A 15,786-nucleotide genomic window follows, 5' to 3' on the forward strand; every position below is an offset into this window, starting at 1 on the left:
CCCGCGAGTACCGGTCTGCTCCCGCTCTCCGATCTTCTCGTCCGGGCGTGTCGCGGACATCGGGTCGTCGGGGGTCCGCTGCTGTGGTTCGCGCGCGATCTCGCTGTGCTGCACGAGAAACGGGTCGTCGGCCGGGGTGGCTTCGTCGACACCGATCCGCAGGTCATGCGTGAGATCGACTGCCGCCGAAGCGAACTGGTCCTGGCGATCGACGACTGGGTGCTGCGCGGAGTTCCGCAGCACCGGCTCGGCGCGACACTGCACACCGAGACGATCGGCGCGGTGATCGACCGGCTGGCCGAGTCGTCGGTGCGCGCGCACCACGCGCTGATGACCCTGGCCGCCCACGACGAGATGCTGCACTCCGCCTGGCACCACCTGGCCGAACTGGCCGACGCCTACGACGACCTGGTCCGCGATGTGCTGGCAGGACGGCGCAGGCTGCCGGAGTGGTGATCCGGCAGCCGCGCCTCAGCCGAAGCGGTGGTGGCTGACGCCGAACTCGTCGGCGACGGTCGCCGCCAGTTCCACGTAGGCGCGCTTGGTCGTCTTGTGCAGGCGGTGCAGATCGATCTCGGCGCCCTCGGACAGATGCTCGTCGAACGGGATGATGTGCACGGCACGGCACCGCGACAGGAAGTACTCCCGCAGCTGCTGGACACCGACGTTCGGCGAACCCTCACGCGGCAGGTTGATCACCACCACCGCGTTGCGGACCAGGTGATCGTGCCCGTGCAGCGACAGCCAGTCCAGGGTCGCCGCGGCGCTGCGGGCACCGTCGATGGCGGCCGAGGAGATCAGCACCAGGGAGTGCGCCAGATCCAGCACACCGGTCATCGCCGAGTGCATCAGGCCGGTGCCGCAGTCGGTGAGGATGATGTTGTAGAAGCGCTGCAGGATGCGCGCCACCGCCCGGTACTCCTCGTCGTTGAACGACTCCGACGCGGCCGGATCCCGTTCGCTGGCAAGCACTTCCAGGCGACTCGAACTCTGCGAGGTGTGCCTGCGGACATCGGAGTAGCGCTCGATCGAGGGATCGAGCAGCAGGTCGCGCACGGTCGAGCGGGTCTGCAGGGCCACGCGCTGCGACAGGGTGCCGAAGTCCGGGTTGGCGTCGACGGCGATCACGCGGTCACCACGGATCGAGGCGAAGATCGAACCCAGCCCGGTGGTGGTCGTCGTCTTGCCGACACCGCCCTTGAGTGAGAGCACCGCGATCCGGTAGTCACCGCGCACGGGCTGGCGGATACGCGCCACCAGTTCCTGGAGCCGCATCTCCTCGGCGGACATGCCCGGGTTGATCGCACCCCCCGAAACATGGTGCACCGCTTTACGCCAACCGCTACCCGGGGCCTTCTTCGCCCGTTTGACCGGGACATTGTCCAGGGACGGGGCCTGGAAATTCGGCTGCTGCTGGTTGCCACCCCAGCCCTGCTGCGGCTGCTGGTACTGACCCGGCTGCTGGTACTGCTGATAGGGCTGGGCCGGGTTGTTGGGCGGGTAGCCCTGATACGGGGGTTGACCGTCCGGGGCCTGCTGGGGAGCGCCGTGCTGGTAGGGCTGCGGTGCGCCGTCGGGCTCGCCCTGGGCTTGCCACGGCTGTGCGCCCTCGGGCATCGCGAACTCGCCGGAACCGTGGGCCGGTCGGGGTGCCTGCCCCTGCCACGGCTGCGCGCCGTTGAATCCCTGGTCCGCGCTCTGCGCAGGTCCGCCGTGCTGGGCGTAACCGGCTGCGTTGTAGTCGGATTGGGGTGCCTGGCCGTGCTGTCCCGGGGTGCCCTGCCACTGGCCGTCGCCCGGTGCTTGATTCAGGTTCGGCTGCAGGCGCGGGTCGTCGGTGCGGAACATCTGGGTCTGCGCGTCCGGCGAGGCCTGCACGTCGTGCGTGGGGTCGCCGGGAATCGAATTGTATTGCGTCGCAGCGTAAGACGGAGTCTGCCCGGAGGCGTAGGGGGACTGTTCGTCGGGGCCCGGAGCGCGCTGGGGAGCGGAGCTGTAGGGCGAGTGCTGTTGGGGCTGCGATGTTTCCGTGCCGGAGCTGTAAGGGGCAGGGACGGAATTCGTCGGGGCGCTCCGGATGACCTGCGTCCGGTCCGCGGGAGCGGCCGAGGGTGCGTCGGCGGACTGCACGGGCGCGCCCGGCCCGGAGGTGCGAGCATCGTCGGCTGCCGGGGGCTGGGCACCACCGGTGGCAGCCGCCGAGGGCTGGGTGCCGCTGGTGGCGGCCGCCGAGCCGACCTGCTCCGCGTCGGCGTGACGCGGATCCGCCGAGGCCGTCGGATGCACCTCGGTGGCCTTGGTATCGGCGGGCGAGGTCACCGGGTCCGGAACATCGCTCCCCGCCTGCCGGAACGCATTCGCCGACTGCGTGGGAACCCCCGGAATCCGCGAACCATCCGCGGCTTCCTCGGCTCCGCCTTCCCCGACACCGGACTCCCTGGCACTGTGCCGCCCGGCCGTCGGATCAGTGAGCCGCCGCGGCGCCCGCGTGGCTTCGGCCGCGTCGTCACCCGCCACACCACCGTCGCCGGTAGCGGCCCGCTGCCCAGCCGCCGCTGCCGCCGCCAGCGCGGCTTCAGCGATGGCGATATGCGGGTTGGCTTCACGAGCCGTGGACTGCTCGCTGCTCCGCTGGCCCGCTGCCGCTGCCGCCGCGAGGGCTGCTTCGGCGGTGGCGATGTGCGGGTTGGCTTCACGAGCGGTGGAGGGTTCGCTGGTCTGCTGGCCTGCGGCCGCTGCTGCCGCGAGGGCTGCTTCGGCGGTGGCGATGTGCGGATTCGCGTCGCGAGTGGCCGACGGTTCGCTGGTTCGCTGGCCTGCGGCCGCTGCCGCCGCGAGCGCCGCTTCGGCTGTGGCGATGTGCGGGTTCGCGTCGCGGGTGGTTGAGGGTTCGCTGGTCTGCTGGTCTGCGGCTGCTGCTGCCGCGAGGGCCGCTTCGCCGGTCTGCTGACCGGGTTCCGTCTGGGCGGCCGGGGCCGAGTCGGGCGCGGCGGTGGAGCTCGAGTCAGAAGTGGGCGACGGATCGCTGGTTTGCTGAGGTGCCTGCGCTGCGGCGGCCAGGGCTGCTTCGGCTGCGGCGACGCGCGGTGATGATTCAGCGGTGGCGGAGGGGTCGGTCAGGCGTTGGGGTGTCTGTGCTGCGGCGGCCAGCGCTGCTTCGGCTGCGGCGATGCGTGGTGATGATTCAGCGGTGGCCGAGGGGTCGGTGAGGCGTTGGGGCGCCTGGGTCGCGGCGGCCAGGGCGGCCTCCGCTGCGGCGACGCGAGGTGAGGACTCGGCGGGGGCCGAGGGGGTGGTCAGGCGCTGGGGAGCGGAGTCGGTGTTCGCTGCGCGGTCGGCGGCACGGGCGTCATCGGGCGACGCGTCAGTCGGGGCACCGGTGCTCGGGGCGAGGCTGCCGGTCGCCGACGCCGCTCCTGTCGCCGACGCCGCGTCGGGGGCAGGTGGTGTGGCGTTGCCGGTCGATGCCGTGGAGGCCACTGCGGATGCCGCGTCCGGGCCGTGAACGCCATCGGAGACACCCGTCGAGCCGGTCGACGGCTGGGGCGGAGTGGCGGGGGCCGTCAGGCGTGGCGGGGCCTCGGTGGGGCGGGCAGGGGGGTCCGGCAGTGGGGGTGGTGGGGGCAGATCGGGGCGCTGGCGCTGGGCGGACGGGCCCAGGGGAGTGAAGCCGTTCGACGGTGGAGCAGGGGTGCGGGTCGGCAGGCTCGACTGGGCGGGAGTGCTGGGCGTCGAAGGCTGCCCGGCGTTCCACGGGGCCTGGTCTGCGGCGCCCGTGGTGGGAGCCGCGCTCGGCGGAGTGGTGGCGGCCGGGGGCTGGCCCGTGTTCCACGGCACCTGATCGGAGGCGGTGGGGCCGGGGGCCGGGGTGGCGGGCTGACCGGTGGTCCATGGCGCCTGGTCGGCGGTGCTGGGAGTCGCGCCCTGCGGAGTCGTCGCTGCCGACGGCTGGCCGGTGTTCCACGGTGCCTGGCCGGACGCATTCGCTCCGGGCGTCGGGTTCGAGGGCTGCCCGGCGTTCCAAGGTGCCTGACTCGCGGCGCCGGTTCCAGGGCCGCCAGCAGACGGCTGTCCGGTACTCCGGGATGCCTGGTCGGCGGCGCCGGGGCCGGATGTGGGCGGCTGGCCGGTGTTCCACGGTGCCTGTTCCGGCGTGCCGGGTCCGGGGGCAGAGAGCGGGCCGGACTGTCCCTGGTCAGACGCGCTGGGGACGGCGCGAGAGCCGGTGTTCCACGGTCCCTGGTCGGCACCAGGGCCGGGCGCGGGAACGGTGGGAGAGCCGGAGTTCCACGGTGCCTGGTCGGGTCCGGGGCCGGGTGTCGGCTGGGCGGTCCACGGTGGCTGGTCGGTGGGGGGCCAGGGCTGGCCGGGTCCCGAGGTCGGCGCGCCCTGCGGGGCGGACTGCTCGGGGGACTGCGGGAACGGGGGCTGACCGTTCGGGATCAGAGGGTTCGCGTCCCAGCCCGGTTGGGCGGACTGGGGTGTCGGCGAGGTTCGGCCGTGCGCGGCGTCGGGACCATCCTGCGCGGAGCGGGGGTCGCCGGACGTGGCTTGGGGGTCGGCGGAGCCGTGGGGGCCGGTGGCCCATCCCTGCTGGCCCTGGGCCGCGTTCGGGGTGGGCTGAGCGTCGGGAGTGGCGTCTTCCGGCTCGCGGTCCTTGCGACGGCGGCGCTTGTCCTTGCGGCCCGAATCGTCGCCGCGGCTCATGAAGCGGCGGCGTTTGGGGGCCTCCTCGATCAGGTCGTCCTGGGGCAGGTTCTCGACCGGAGCCTCGTAACCGACCTGTGTGACGTCGCTCTCCGACAGCCACGGCGGCAGCATGGGGAGACTGTCGTTGTTGCGGCTCACCGGCGCGCCTCGCTCACCAGGGTCCCCCGATCTGCTCGACCCACATCTGGACGGCGCCGAGTTTACGCGACAACCCCGACGCTCGTGGCGGGCGGTCCGGGCGGGGCATTTTTGCCTCTGGACACCCGGACCGGTAAGCTTGAGCGGCGGTGCACCCATGCGCCGACTGCTCGCGTGTCAGCGAGCAGCTACGAGGCAATCCAAACTCAGGTTAGAAGCATAACCGGGATCGCGGAGGATATGGCGAAGAAAGACGGGGCCATCGAGGTCGAGGGTCGAGTTGTCGAGCCGCTGCCCAATGCGATGTTCCGGATCGAGCTCGAGAACGGTCACAAGGTTCTCGCGCACATCAGCGGAAAGATGCGGCAGCACTACATTCGCATCCTTCCGGAGGACCGCGTGGTCGTCGAGCTGTCGCCCTACGACCTCTCGCGTGGCCGGATTGTCTACCGCTACAAGTGAGACCCGCTCGACGCCGCGAGCCTGACCGGCACGCGGCGTCGCATGGTGTTCCGGCCCCGGTCGGAGCGCGCAACAGACTTCCCCAGTCGTCGGCTGGGGAAAAACTGTGTTCACAGACCCTTGTGGACCAAGAAAAGATTGGACGGACGTGAAGGTTCAGCCGAGCGTCAAGAAGATCTGCGAGAAGTGCAAGGTGATCCGCCGTCACGGCCGGGTCATGGTGATCTGCGACAACCTGCGCCACAAGCAGCGCCAGGGCTGATCCAGCAGCACCGCCGGGCACCGATCGTCTGATCGGACTGACCGAAAAAGAAGAACTCCCAGCTCCAGCACGTGCACGAGGTTTCGCACGCGCCAACCACCGGTACGGAGGCCGGTGCCCCCACTGCAAAGACGGGGGGACGGACAGGGAGCAGACCTCCGCAACCAGAAGGAACCTGCCACATGGCACGTCTGATGGGCGTCGATCTCCCGCGCGAAAAGCGCATGGAGATCGCGTTGACCTACATTTTCGGAATCGGGCGCACCCGCGCCACCGAGATCCTGGCTCAGACCGGCGTCAGCCCGGACCTGCGCTCGAAGGATCTCAGCGACGACGACCTGACCAAGCTCCGCGACTACATCGAGGCGTCGGAGTTCAAGGTCGAAGGTGACCTGCGCCGCGAGGTCCAGGCCGATATTCGCCGCAAGATCGAGATCGGCTGCTACCAGGGCATCCGCCACCGTCGTGGCCTGCCCGTTCGTGGTCAGCGCACCAAGACCAACGCGCGTACGCGCAAGGGTCCGAAGAAGACCGTCGCCGGCAAGAAGAAGTAGGGATAGCGTATGCCTCCGAAGAGCCGGGCCGCTGGCCCGAAGAAGACTCAGAAGTCGCGTCGCCGGGATAAGAAGAACATCCCGCACGGCCACGCGCACATCAAGAGCACGTTCAACAACACGATCGTCTCGATCACCGACCCCGAGGGCAATGTCATCTCGTGGGCGTCGTCGGGCCACGTCGGCTTCAAGGGTTCGCGTAAGAGCACCCCGTTCGCCGCGCAGCTCGCCGCCGAGAACGCTGCCCGCAAGGCGCAGGAGAACGGCGTCAAGAAGGTCGACGTGTTCGTGAAGGGCCCGGGTTCGGGCCGCGAGACCGCGATCCGTTCGCTGCAGGCCGCGGGGCTCGAGGTCGGTTCGATCTCCGATGTCACCCCCCAGCCGCACAACGGCTGCCGTCCGCCCAAGCGTCGTCGCGTCTAGCGGGAAAGGAAACAGTTAAAAAATGGCTCGTTATACAGGCCCCATCACCCGCAAGTCGCGTCGTCTGCGCGTCGACCTCGTCGGAGGCGACCAGGCGTTCGAGCGTCGTCCTTACCCGCCCGGCCAGCACGGCCGCGCGCGGATCAAGGAATCCGAGTACCTGATGCAGCTGCAGGAGAAGCAGAAGGCTCGCTTCTCCTACGGCGTCATGGAGAAGCAGTTCCGTCGCTACTACGAAGAGGCCAACCGCCTCAAGGGCAAGACCGGCGACAACCTGCTGCGTCTGCTCGAGTCGCGTCTGGACAACGTCGTGTACCGCGCCGGTCTGGCGCGTACCCGTCGCCAGGCTCGCCAGCTGGTCAGCCACGGCCACTTCGTCGTCAACGGCGTCAAGGTGAACGTGCCCAGCTACCAGGTCTCCCAGTACGACATCATCGATGTCAAGGAGAAGTCGCTGCCGACCCTGCCGTTCCAGGTCGCGCGTGAGACCGTCGGCGAGCGTCCCGTTCCCGGTTGGCTGCAGGTCGTCCCCGGCCGCCTGCGCATCCTGGTGCACCAGCTCCCCGAGCGTGCCCAGATCGATGTGCCGCTGCAGGAACAGCTCATCGTCGAGTACTACTCGAAGTAATGCCACTGCTGGTGAGCCGCTTTCGGGCGGCTCACCACACGGTGGATGGCCGTCCCGAATACGACCATCCGCATCACTGATGAGGCGTCAAATAGCGGACGCCCTGACAGGAAGTAGATCCTCATGCTGATTTCCCAGCGTCCGACACTGACCGAAGAGGTTGTGGCGGAGAACCGCTCGAAGTTCACCATCGAACCCCTCGAGCCGGGCTTCGGTTACACCCTCGGCAACTCGCTGCGTCGTACCCTGCTGTCCTCCATCCCGGGGGCCGCGGTCACGAGCATCCGCATCGACGGTGTCCTGCACGAGTTCACCACCGTTCCCGGTGTGAAGGAAGACGTCACCGACATCATCCTGAACCTCAAGGGTCTGGTCGTGTCCTCCGAAGAGGACGAGCCGGTCACCATGTACGTCCGCAAGCAGGGCCCGGGCACCGTCACCGCCGGTGACATCGTCCCGCCCGCCGGTGTCGTCGTGCACAACCCGGACATGCACATCGCCACCCTGAACGACAAGGGCAAGCTCGAGATCGAGCTCGTCGTCGAGCGGGGCCGTGGTTACGTGCCCGCCGTGCAGAACAAGGCGACCGGTGCGGAAATCGGCCGGATCCCGGTGGATTCGATCTACTCCCCGGTGCTCAAGGTGACCTACAAGGTCGAGGCCACCCGTGTCGAGCAGCGCACCGACTTCGACCGTCTCATCCTCGACGTGGAGACCAAGAACTCCATCACGGCCCGGGACGCGCTGGCTTCGGCCGGTAAGACCCTGGTCGAGCTCTTCGGGCTGGCCCGTGAGCTCAACGTCGAAGCCGAGGGCATCGAGATCGGCCCCAGCCCGGCCGAGGCGGATCACATCGCCTCCTTCGGTCTGCCGATCGAGGACCTGGACCTCACCGTCCGGTCCTACAACTGCCTCAAGCGCGAGGGTGTGCACACGGTGGGCGAGCTCGTGGCCCGCACCGAGTCGGACCTGCTGGACATCCGCAACTTCGGCCAGAAGTCCATCGACGAGGTCAAGGTCAAGCTGCACGCGCTCGGCCTCTCGCTGAAGGACTCGCCCGCCTCGTTCGACCCGTCCTCGGTGGTGGGTTACGACGCGAGCACCGGCACCTGGAGCGATTCCGGCACCTTCAGTGACACCGACGGCGGCGAGCAGGACTACGCCGAGACCGAACAGCTCTAGGTCATCGGGGGGCACCCCGGTCGACCTTTCCCAAGGAGAATCCAATGCCCAAGCCCAAGAAGGGTGCCCGCTTCGGCGGGTCGGCGTCGCACCAGAAGGCGATCTTCGCCAATCTGGCCACGGCGCTTTTCGAGCACGGTCGGATCACGACCACCGAGGCCAAGGCCAAGGCGGTGCGTCCGTACGCCGAGAAGATCATCACCAAGGCGAAGGGCGGCACCCTGGCCGACCGTCGCGAGGTGCTGAAGGTCATCCGCAACAAGGACGTCGTGCACGCCCTGTTCGCGGAGATCGGCCCCTCGTTCGAGGGTCGCGAGGGTGGCTACACCCGCATCACCAAGGCGCTGCCGCGCAAGGGTGACAACGCGCCGATGGCCGTCATCGAGCTCGTCCGCGAGAAGACCGTGACCAACGAGGCCGACCGGGCCCGTCGCGTCGCCGCGTCGCAGAAGACCGAGGCGCCCGCCGCCGAGGTCGCCGAGGAGAAGACCGAAGAGGTCGTCGCCGAGGCCGCCGACGAGGCCACCGAGGACAAGAAGGACGCCTGATTTTCAGGTAGTCCGGGCCGAGCCCGTCACCCCGCGTGGGTGACGGGCTCGGTTCTTTTCACGCGGAGAGGAAGCGATGCAGGAGACCGGCGAGACCACTCGGGTGCGGCTCGGGATCAGTTACGACGGCACCGATTTCACCGGCTGGGCGCGTCAACCCGGCCTGCGCACGGTGCAGGGCGTGCTGGAGGACTCGCTGTCGAAGGTGTTCCGCGAGCCGATCCAGCTCACCGTCGCCGGGCGCACCGACGCCGGGGTGCACGCCGAGGGCCAGGTCGCGCACTTCGACACCACCGCCGACCTCGACGCCCCCAAACTCCTGCACCGGATGGCCCGCTTCCTGCCCAAGGACGTGCGCATCACCGACGCGCGCCCCGCGCCCGCGGAATTCGACGCGCGCTTCTCCGCGATGCGCCGCCACTACGCCTACCGCCTGACCACCGCGCCCTACGGCGCCGAGCCGCTGCGCGCCCGCAGCGTGGTGGCCTGCAAGCCCGGTGTCGATCTCGACGCCATGCGCGCGGCCTCGCGGAACCTGCTCGGCCTGCACGACTTCGCCGCCTTCTGCCGCCGCCGCGAGGGCGCGACCACCGTGCGCGAACTCCAGCGTTTCGACTGGGTGTGCGAAGGTGAACTGCTGACGGCCTACGTCAGCGCCGACGCTTTCTGCTGGTCGATGGTGCGCAGCCTGGTCGGCGCGGTGCTCGCCGTCGGCGAGGGCAGGCGCACGCCGGACTGGGTGGGCGGCCTGCTGACCGCGACCGAACGGTCGAGCTCGGTCACCGTGGCGCCCGCGCACGGGCTGAGCCTGATCGCCGTGGACTACCCCGCCGACGCCGACCTGGCCGCCCGCAACGCCGAGACCCGCGAGGTGCGCACGGTGCCCGTGGCGGGCGAAGGATGCTGCGGCGACTGACCCCGGTATCGCGGATGAGAGCTTTGCGGCGGTTCCCCTTGGTCGCACAAACAATTCGGTGCTAACTTCGGCATCGAAAGGCGGGTGCATCGGCAATCGCCCGGTAAATCATTGCCGGATATAACGATTCAGGGGAACACCATGTCGTTCTGGGACGTTGTCTGGCTCATCATCATGAGCTTCGCATTCATCGCGTATCTGCTGCTGCTCTTCATGATCATTTCCGACCTTTTCCGCGACAAGAAGACCTCCGGCTGGGTGAAGGCGATCTGGGTGGTGTTCCTGTTCATCCTGCCCCTGCTCACCGCGCTGGTTTATCTGATCGTGCGCGGCGGCGGGATGTCCGAGCGCGCCGAGGTCGAGGCGAAACAGGTGAAGGCCGCGCAGGACGACTACATTCGCGAGACCGCGGGTACCAGCCCGGCCGCGCAGATCGCCGACGCCAAGAAACTGCTCGATTCCGGCGCCATCACCCAGGCCGAATTCGACCACCTGAAGGCGAAAGCGCTGGGCTGAATGCATGCCATGATCTCGCCATGGCGTTCGAGGGATTCCCGGAGGTCTGCTTGACCGGGCAGATCGCGGCGCCGGACGCGTTCGGGTACTGGGAGCACCTGGTCACCGGCGCGCTGACCGAGGTGGCGATCGCCCCGACGGTGCCGCGCTCGTTCGCGGGCCGGATCAGGTCGGCCGACTTCGGTGAGGTGGCCGTCGGCACGGTGGCGGTCGAGGGGCACGAGCTGCGGCGGCACCGGCGCCATATCGCCAGGGCCGAGGAGTTCCACGTCATCGGCAGTGTCGTGCTCGGCGGCTCGGCCCGGGTGGAACACGCGGGCCACCGGGTCGAGCTCACCCCGGGCTCGATGATCTTCTACGACACAACCCAGCCCATCAGCTGGCGTTCCGACGGCCCGATCGAGGATCTGACCATCCGGGTGCCCCGCCAGCGCGTGGTGGACTTCCTCGGGGTGCGCGCCGAGGCGCTGCCCGCGGGCCGGGTGATCGGGGGCGGCGCGGTCGGGTTCGCGCTGGCCAGGTACTTCCGGCGGGTCGCCGACCTGCACGCCACCGATCCGGTCGCGGCCGCGGTCCTCGCCGCCGCCGGGATCGATCTGGTCGGCGCGGCCGCCACCATCGCGGCGGGCGAGCGACCAGGGCGGGCTCAGATCGAGGCCGTGACCCGTCAGCAGGTACTGGACTTCGTGCACGCCCATTTCACCGATCCCGGCCTGTCGATCGATCGGATCGCGACGGGCTGCCGGGTGTCGCGGCGGTCGCTGTACCGGCTCGTCGACGACCTCGACGGCGGCCTCGGGGCGCTGGTGCGCCGGTTGCGGGTGGAGCGGGCCAGGACGCTGCTGGCCTCGGGCGAGGAGAGGTCGATCGCGGCCGTGGCGGCGGCGTCGGGCTTCGGCACCGAGCGGCAGTTCTACCGCGTGTTCCGCGCGGCGACCGGGATGACGCCGGGGGAATACCGGATTGTTGCTCGGCCCGGATGACGTGGTTTCGGTGGAAAGGTTCCGGCTGATCTGGCAGGCTCGGCGAACAGGAGCGTCCCTGATGTTCGGACGCCCACAGTTTGCTGATCGACGCGGAGAGGGAACGAGGTGGTCGGCGTGGTGGCGGCGGGGCCTCGCGGCGCGAACGACTCGTTCGCGCGGTGGGAGTCGATGCTCTCGGCGAGTTACGTGCCGCTGGCGGTGGACGCCGAGCGCCGCGGCGGTTTCCACGGCTGGATCGAGCGCGCGACCATGCCGGATTTCGACCTGTCCACCCTCGGCTCGAGCGGGCAGATCGTCCGACGCACCCCGCGCTGTATCGGGCGTTCCGACGAGGAATACCTGCTGGTCTCGATCCTGACCGAGGGGGTCGGCGCGCTGCACCAGGACGGGCGCGTCGCCCAGGTCACCCCCGGTGACATGGTCTTCTACGACACCTCTCGCCCCTATCAGTGGGATCTGCGGGCCGCCGACTGGACGCAGGTGGTCATCCGGATGCCGATGGCCGTGGTCGAGGAGCGGTTCGGCACCGATCGCGCGCACCTGCCGACCGCGGTGCGGGTGGCCGCCGACAGCGCGGGCGGGGTGGTCGCCGGATTCTTCCGCGATCTGGCCAGGATCCAGAGCGAATCGCCCGGTCAGGCCGCGGTGCTGGCGAACAACGCGGTCGGCCTGCTGGCCTCGGCCGTGCGCCTGGCCGCGGGCGAACTGCCCGCCGGGCAGCCCGCCCAGACGCTCACCCGCGAGCAGGTGCTGGCGTTCATGCGCGGCCGCTGCGCCGATCCGGCGCTGACCGTCGACGAGATCGCCCGGTCCTGCCTGGTCTCGCGGCGCACGCTCTACCGGCTCTTCGACGACGTGGGCGAGAGCCTCAGCGCCGTGCTGAGGCGCATGCGGGTCGACGCGGCCCGCGCGCTGCTCACCCGCGAACCGGGGCGTTCGGCGTCCTCGGTCGCGCTGTCGGCGGGGTTCGCCTCCGAGCGGCACTTCTTCCGCGCGTTCCGGCTGGAGATGGGGATGACGCCGGGGGAGTACCGATTGCTCGCGGCGGCCAGCAGGCCGCGCGGCGTCACCGCGTGAGCGCACACGCGGAATTGTCGCGGGATTGCCTGGAAAACGATCGGGGCGAATACTGTTCTCGTGCCGAATTCGCGACGGTCGCATTTCCCCGGGTTGGCACGGACGGTCAGTCGCCTGGCACGGTATGACAGTTTGGCGCGCGCCTATCTGAGAGAGAGTGAATCGAACACTTTTCAGGGATGAGCGACAGGGGTCACGGGATGAGCCGAGTACGCGTGGCTGCGGTGCAAGCCGAGCCGAAGTGGTTGAACTTGTCTGCTGGGGTCGAGCAGGCCATCGAATACATCGATACGGCCGCCGACGGGGGTGCGCGACTGGTCGCCTTTCCGGAGACATTCCTGCCCGGCTTCCCGTGGTGGATGTGGCTGAACTCGGTCGACTGGGGCGAGGAGTTCCTGGCCCGGTACCTGTCCAACGCCCTGACCGCCGACGGTCCCGAACTGCGAGCGATCGGCTACGCCGCGCGTCGCAAAGGCATTCACGTCTCGATCGGTTTCGCCGAGCGGGCCGGGCGCGAGGTGTTCATGGCGCAGGCGCTGATCGACAGCGACGGTGACATCGCGGTGGTCCGCAAGGCCGAACCGACCGGCCTGGAACGCACGGTGTTCAGCCCGTCCGACGGCGGTCTGCTGGTGCGCGACATCGAATGCGGCCGCGTCGGCGTGCTCGGCGGCGCCGACCATCTGCGCTCGGAACTGCGCGGGCGCATGCACGAGCAGCGCGAACAGATCCACGTGGCCGCGTGGTCGGGCTTCACGGTGTACTACGGCGAGGGCAAGGAATGGGGGCCCGAACTCAATACCGCCGCCAGCGTGCGCTACGCCATGGACGGCGGGACGCACGTGATCGCCCCGGTCGCGGTGGTGCCGGTGGCGGGCTGGGAGGTGGTCGACGCGCGCAGGCCCGATCGTCGGCTACTGCACGGCGGCGGGGGCGTCTCGCGGATCTTCGGCCCCGGCGGCCTGGAACTCGCGCAGCCGCTGGCCGAGGGCGAGGAGGGCGTCATCTTCGCCGACCTGGACATCAGCCGTTCGCCGCGCCCGGCCTCCTGCCGCACACCCAGCGGCCGGATCGCCCGGCGCGAACCGGCCCGCACCTGAGGATCAGGAGCGGACGAGGCGCGCGATCGCGTCGGTGGCTTCCTTGATCTTGGCCTCGGCCTCGGGTCCACCGGCGACGGCGGCGTCGACCACGCAGTGACTGATGTGGTCCTCGAGCAGCCCCATCGCGACGGCCTGCAGGGCCTTGGTCATGGCCGAGACCTGGGTGAGGATGTCGATGCAGTACTTCTCCTCCTCGACCATGCGTTGCAGGCCACGGGACTGTCCCTCGATGCGACGCAGGCGCTTGAGGTAGTCGTCCTTGGCGGTGATGTAACCGTGCGAGGCGTGGTCGCAGCTCGGGTCGGTCTCGGGGGTGGGTGCGGTCACCGGGGTCTCCTCGCCTGCCTGGGCGCTCGCGACGCGAGCTTAATACCCCCCTAGGGTACAGAATCGGGGGTGTGTTGTCAGGTCGGGTCCCGGTGCTGCGCCCCGGCGGGGTTGCCGGGAGAATCAGTGTATGAGTTCGCTTCCCCGGCCCGCCCTCGCCGTCATCGGCGGCAGCGGTTTCTATGACTTCTTCGACAACGACGCCACGCACGTCGAGGTCGACACCCCGTACGGCGCCCCCAGCGCGCCCGTCGCGATCGGCGAGGTCGACGGACGGGCGGTGGCCTTCCTGCCGCGCCACGGCAAGCAGCACGAATTCGCCCCGCACACCCTGCCCTATCAGGCCAATCTGTGGGCGCTGCGCTCGCTCGGCGTGCGCCGGGTGTTCGCGCCGTGCGCGGTCGGCAGCCTGCGCGCCGACTGGGGGCCGGGCACCGTCGCCGTGCCCGACCAGCTCGTCGACCGGACCTCGGGTCGCCCGCAGACCTACTTCGACGGCGGCGGCGTGCACGTCTCCTTCGCCGACCCCTACTGCGACGACCTGCGCGCGGCCGCGGTGAAGTCGGCCGGTGACGACCTGCGCGTGGAGGACTCCGGCACCATGGTCGTGGTGCAGGGCCCGCGCTTCTCCACCCGCGCCGAGAGCCGCTGGTTCGCCGGGCAGGGCTGGGACCTGGTGAACATGACCGGGCACCCCGAAGCGGTCCTCGCCCGCGAACTCGAGATGTGCTACGCCGCGGTCGCGCTGATCACCGACCTCGACGCCGGTCTCGAGGAGGGCGACGGCGTGCACGCGGTGGACGTGTTCGCCGAGTTCAAGAAGAACCTGGGCCCGTTCAAGGAGCTGCTGCGCCGCGCGGTCTCGGCCGTCGACGGCACCGACACCTGCGAGCGCTGCCGCGTGCACGCCGGGGTCTCGCTGCCCTTCGAACTGCCCTGACTCACCGCGGCGGCGCGGTGACCTGCAGCTGAGCCAGCACGAAGGCGGGCACCACGTCGCTGCCGGGCAGCGGCGACACCTCGACGTCGGCGGTCAGCCAACCGCCGTTCTCGGCGGCCAACCGCAGCGCGGGCAGCGCGGCCCTGGTGGCGCCCGCCATGATCTCCGCGCGCGCGGCGGTGATCCTGACCCGGTCGTCGGGATGGGGCACGGTGCGTTCGTCGGTGCCGCGCCAGCGCAGGCCGGGGACGGGCTCGGTCACCCAGCGCACCATGCGCACCTGCGCGGTGTCGAGGATGACCAGATACAGGCCCGGCTGAGTATCGCGCAGCAGTTCCAGGGTCGCCGCCTCGAACGACTTGGGTTGCGGGACAACGCTGTCGGTGACGTCGACGGCGAGACCGCGCCAGGCGAAGCGATCGGTGTCGCTGTTGCGGGCCGCGAGCAGCAGCGAACGCGGACCCGAACCCGAGCGTACCGTCGCGACGGCCGACCATCGGCTACCCGGCTCCGAACGGGTCAGCGCCGCGACGACATCGAGCGCGCCGTCGAAGCGGTCGATGCGCTGGAACTGTTCGGCCCCGGTGTATTCGACCGGCGTGGCGCCGAAGTGCGGGCCGAGCCCCGAGGGCATGGTGCGCACGACCCGGGTGCGCGCGTCGACCTGGAACGGTGCCGCGCCGAGGTCCTGCTCCGGGGCCCGTTGGCCCACCCACACCCGCACCCCGTGCACCCCGGCATCGGCCCAGCACACCGGGTCGGCTCGGAACAACAACTCCGACCAGGGGTTCCGTGATCGGGGCAGGGTCCGTTCGATCCGCTCACCGGAGGCGTGCGCGGTCGCGACCAGGGGTTGCAGCCGGGTCGGGATCGCGCGCTGATACGACGTCCACTCCCTGGGCGTCGTCCCCGCCGTCAACATCGACCAGTTCTCCGGCGCGCCGAGTGTCTCCACCAGTTGCCATCGCCCGATGATCACCACTGCCCCCTTTGTCACCACCCCGCCTACGACAT

Annotated in this window: 17 protein-coding genes; 14 read left to right on the top strand and 3 right to left on the bottom strand. The window is 69.8% G+C overall.

Annotated features, from left to right (window positions below):
* The first annotated feature begins 105 nt into the window (after positions 1 to 105).
* Positions 106 to 456, top strand: a complete 351-nt coding sequence (locus QC180_RS23260) for a DUF4254 domain-containing protein (protein WP_278264928.1) — start codon at positions 106 to 108, stop codon at positions 454 to 456.
* A 15-nt stretch (positions 457 to 471) separates the two neighbouring features.
* Here QC180_RS23260 and QC180_RS23265 read toward each other — a convergent pair whose 3' ends face one another.
* Positions 472 to 4,848, bottom strand: a complete 4,377-nt coding sequence (locus tag QC180_RS23265) for a nucleotide-binding protein (protein ID WP_278264929.1) — start codon at positions 4,846 to 4,848, stop codon at positions 472 to 474.
* A 240-nt stretch (positions 4,849 to 5,088) separates the two neighbouring features.
* Here QC180_RS23265 and infA point away from each other — a divergent pair, with 240 nt between their 5' ends.
* The 12 genes from infA to QC180_RS23325 all read left to right on the top strand — a co-directional run bounded on the left by infA (position 5,089) and on the right by QC180_RS23325 (position 13,502).
* Positions 5,089 to 5,310, top strand: a complete 222-nt coding sequence (gene infA / locus QC180_RS23270) for a translation initiation factor IF-1 (protein ID WP_003418601.1) — start codon at positions 5,089 to 5,091, stop codon at positions 5,308 to 5,310.
* Between the two features lie 148 nt (positions 5,311 to 5,458).
* On the top strand, positions 5,459 to 5,572 hold the full coding sequence (gene rpmJ / locus QC180_RS23275; RefSeq protein ID WP_011207363.1) for a 50S ribosomal protein L36: 114 nt from the start codon (positions 5,459 to 5,461) through the stop codon (positions 5,570 to 5,572).
* 182 nt (positions 5,573 to 5,754) lie between these two features.
* Complete coding sequence (rpsM, locus tag QC180_RS23280; protein WP_019045109.1) at positions 5,755 to 6,126, top strand: 30S ribosomal protein S13; 372 nt, start codon at positions 5,755 to 5,757, stop codon at positions 6,124 to 6,126.
* A gap of 9 nt (positions 6,127 to 6,135) precedes the next feature.
* Positions 6,136 to 6,549, top strand: a complete 414-nt coding sequence (gene rpsK / locus QC180_RS23285) for a 30S ribosomal protein S11 (protein WP_019045110.1) — start codon at positions 6,136 to 6,138, stop codon at positions 6,547 to 6,549.
* A 22-nt stretch (positions 6,550 to 6,571) separates the two neighbouring features.
* A complete protein-coding gene (rpsD, locus tag QC180_RS23290; RefSeq protein ID WP_218717566.1) occupies positions 6,572 to 7,177 on the top strand; it encodes a 30S ribosomal protein S4 in 606 nt (201 codons plus the stop codon).
* A 123-nt stretch (positions 7,178 to 7,300) separates the two neighbouring features.
* On the top strand, positions 7,301 to 8,359 hold the full coding sequence (locus QC180_RS23295; protein WP_022567324.1) for a DNA-directed RNA polymerase subunit alpha: 1,059 nt from the start codon (positions 7,301 to 7,303) through the stop codon (positions 8,357 to 8,359).
* 44 nt (positions 8,360 to 8,403) lie between these two features.
* Positions 8,404 to 8,907: a 50S ribosomal protein L17 gene (gene rplQ, locus QC180_RS23300; RefSeq protein WP_278264930.1), complete on the top strand. Its 504-nt coding sequence runs from the start codon at positions 8,404 to 8,406 to the stop codon at positions 8,905 to 8,907.
* Between the two features lie 76 nt (positions 8,908 to 8,983).
* The gene (gene truA, locus QC180_RS23305; RefSeq protein ID WP_278264931.1) at positions 8,984 to 9,823 is read left to right on the top strand and encodes a tRNA pseudouridine(38-40) synthase TruA; all 840 of its coding nucleotides are present in this window, start codon (positions 8,984 to 8,986) and stop codon (positions 9,821 to 9,823) included.
* Positions 9,824 to 9,964: 141 nt separating this feature from the next.
* Positions 9,965 to 10,339, top strand: a complete 375-nt coding sequence (locus QC180_RS23310) for an SHOCT domain-containing protein (protein ID WP_278265180.1) — start codon at positions 9,965 to 9,967, stop codon at positions 10,337 to 10,339.
* A 20-nt stretch (positions 10,340 to 10,359) separates the two neighbouring features.
* On the top strand, positions 10,360 to 11,322 hold the full coding sequence (locus QC180_RS23315) for an AraC family transcriptional regulator (protein WP_278264932.1): 963 nt from the start codon (positions 10,360 to 10,362) through the stop codon (positions 11,320 to 11,322).
* A 117-nt stretch (positions 11,323 to 11,439) separates the two neighbouring features.
* On the top strand, positions 11,440 to 12,402 hold the full coding sequence (locus QC180_RS23320) for a helix-turn-helix domain-containing protein (RefSeq protein ID WP_278264933.1): 963 nt from the start codon (positions 11,440 to 11,442) through the stop codon (positions 12,400 to 12,402).
* 200 nt (positions 12,403 to 12,602) lie between these two features.
* Complete coding sequence (locus QC180_RS23325) at positions 12,603 to 13,502, top strand: nitrilase-related carbon-nitrogen hydrolase (protein ID WP_278265181.1); 900 nt, start codon at positions 12,603 to 12,605, stop codon at positions 13,500 to 13,502.
* Positions 13,503 to 13,505: 3 nt separating this feature from the next.
* Here QC180_RS23325 and QC180_RS23330 read toward each other — a convergent pair whose 3' ends face one another.
* Positions 13,506 to 13,832: a metal-sensitive transcriptional regulator gene (locus tag QC180_RS23330; RefSeq protein ID WP_278264934.1), complete on the bottom strand. Its 327-nt coding sequence runs from the start codon at positions 13,830 to 13,832 to the stop codon at positions 13,506 to 13,508.
* Between the two features lie 130 nt (positions 13,833 to 13,962).
* On the opposite strand from QC180_RS23330, the gene QC180_RS23335 reads away from it, so the two are divergent.
* Positions 13,963 to 14,772, top strand: coding sequence for an S-methyl-5'-thioadenosine phosphorylase (locus QC180_RS23335; protein WP_278264935.1), 810 nt, complete (start codon positions 13,963 to 13,965; stop codon positions 14,770 to 14,772).
* Between the two features lies 1 nt (position 14,773).
* Here the strand turns inward: QC180_RS23335 and QC180_RS23340 are convergent, their stop codons facing one another.
* The gene (locus QC180_RS23340) at positions 14,774 to 15,751 is read right to left on the bottom strand and encodes a GAF domain-containing protein (RefSeq protein ID WP_278264936.1); all 978 of its coding nucleotides are present in this window, start codon (positions 15,749 to 15,751) and stop codon (positions 14,774 to 14,776) included.
* Between the last annotated feature and the right edge of the window lie 35 nt (positions 15,752 to 15,786).

Source organism: Nocardia anocheti (genome assembly GCF_029675105.1).
Lineage (GTDB): Bacteria > Actinomycetota > Actinomycetes > Mycobacteriales > Mycobacteriaceae > Nocardia.

Bases quoted from the DNA above. Each gene is read 5' to 3' on its own strand.
- infA (WP_003418601.1), top strand. From the start codon at position 5,089: ATGGCGAAGAAAGACGGGGCCATCGAGGTCGAGGGTCGAGTTGTCGAG.
- rpsK (WP_019045110.1), top strand. From the start codon at position 6,136: ATGCCTCCGAAGAGCCGGGCCGCTGGCCCGAAGAAGACTCAGAAGTCG.
- rplQ (WP_278264930.1), top strand. From the start codon at position 8,404: ATGCCCAAGCCCAAGAAGGGTGCCCGCTTCGGCGGGTCGGCGTCGCAC.
- QC180_RS23295 (WP_022567324.1), top strand. From the start codon at position 7,301: ATGCTGATTTCCCAGCGTCCGACACTGACCGAAGAGGTTGTGGCGGAG.
- QC180_RS23310 (WP_278265180.1), top strand. From the start codon at position 9,965: ATGTCGTTCTGGGACGTTGTCTGGCTCATCATCATGAGCTTCGCATTC.
- QC180_RS23315 (WP_278264932.1), top strand. From the start codon at position 10,360: ATGGCGTTCGAGGGATTCCCGGAGGTCTGCTTGACCGGGCAGATCGCG.
- rpsD (WP_218717566.1), top strand. From the start codon at position 6,572: ATGGCTCGTTATACAGGCCCCATCACCCGCAAGTCGCGTCGTCTGCGC.
- truA (WP_278264931.1), top strand. From the start codon at position 8,984: ATGCAGGAGACCGGCGAGACCACTCGGGTGCGGCTCGGGATCAGTTAC.
- QC180_RS23325 (WP_278265181.1), top strand. From the start codon at position 12,603: ATGAGCCGAGTACGCGTGGCTGCGGTGCAAGCCGAGCCGAAGTGGTTG.
- QC180_RS23335 (WP_278264935.1), top strand. From the start codon at position 13,963: ATGAGTTCGCTTCCCCGGCCCGCCCTCGCCGTCATCGGCGGCAGCGGT.
- rpsM (WP_019045109.1), top strand. From the start codon at position 5,755: ATGGCACGTCTGATGGGCGTCGATCTCCCGCGCGAAAAGCGCATGGAG.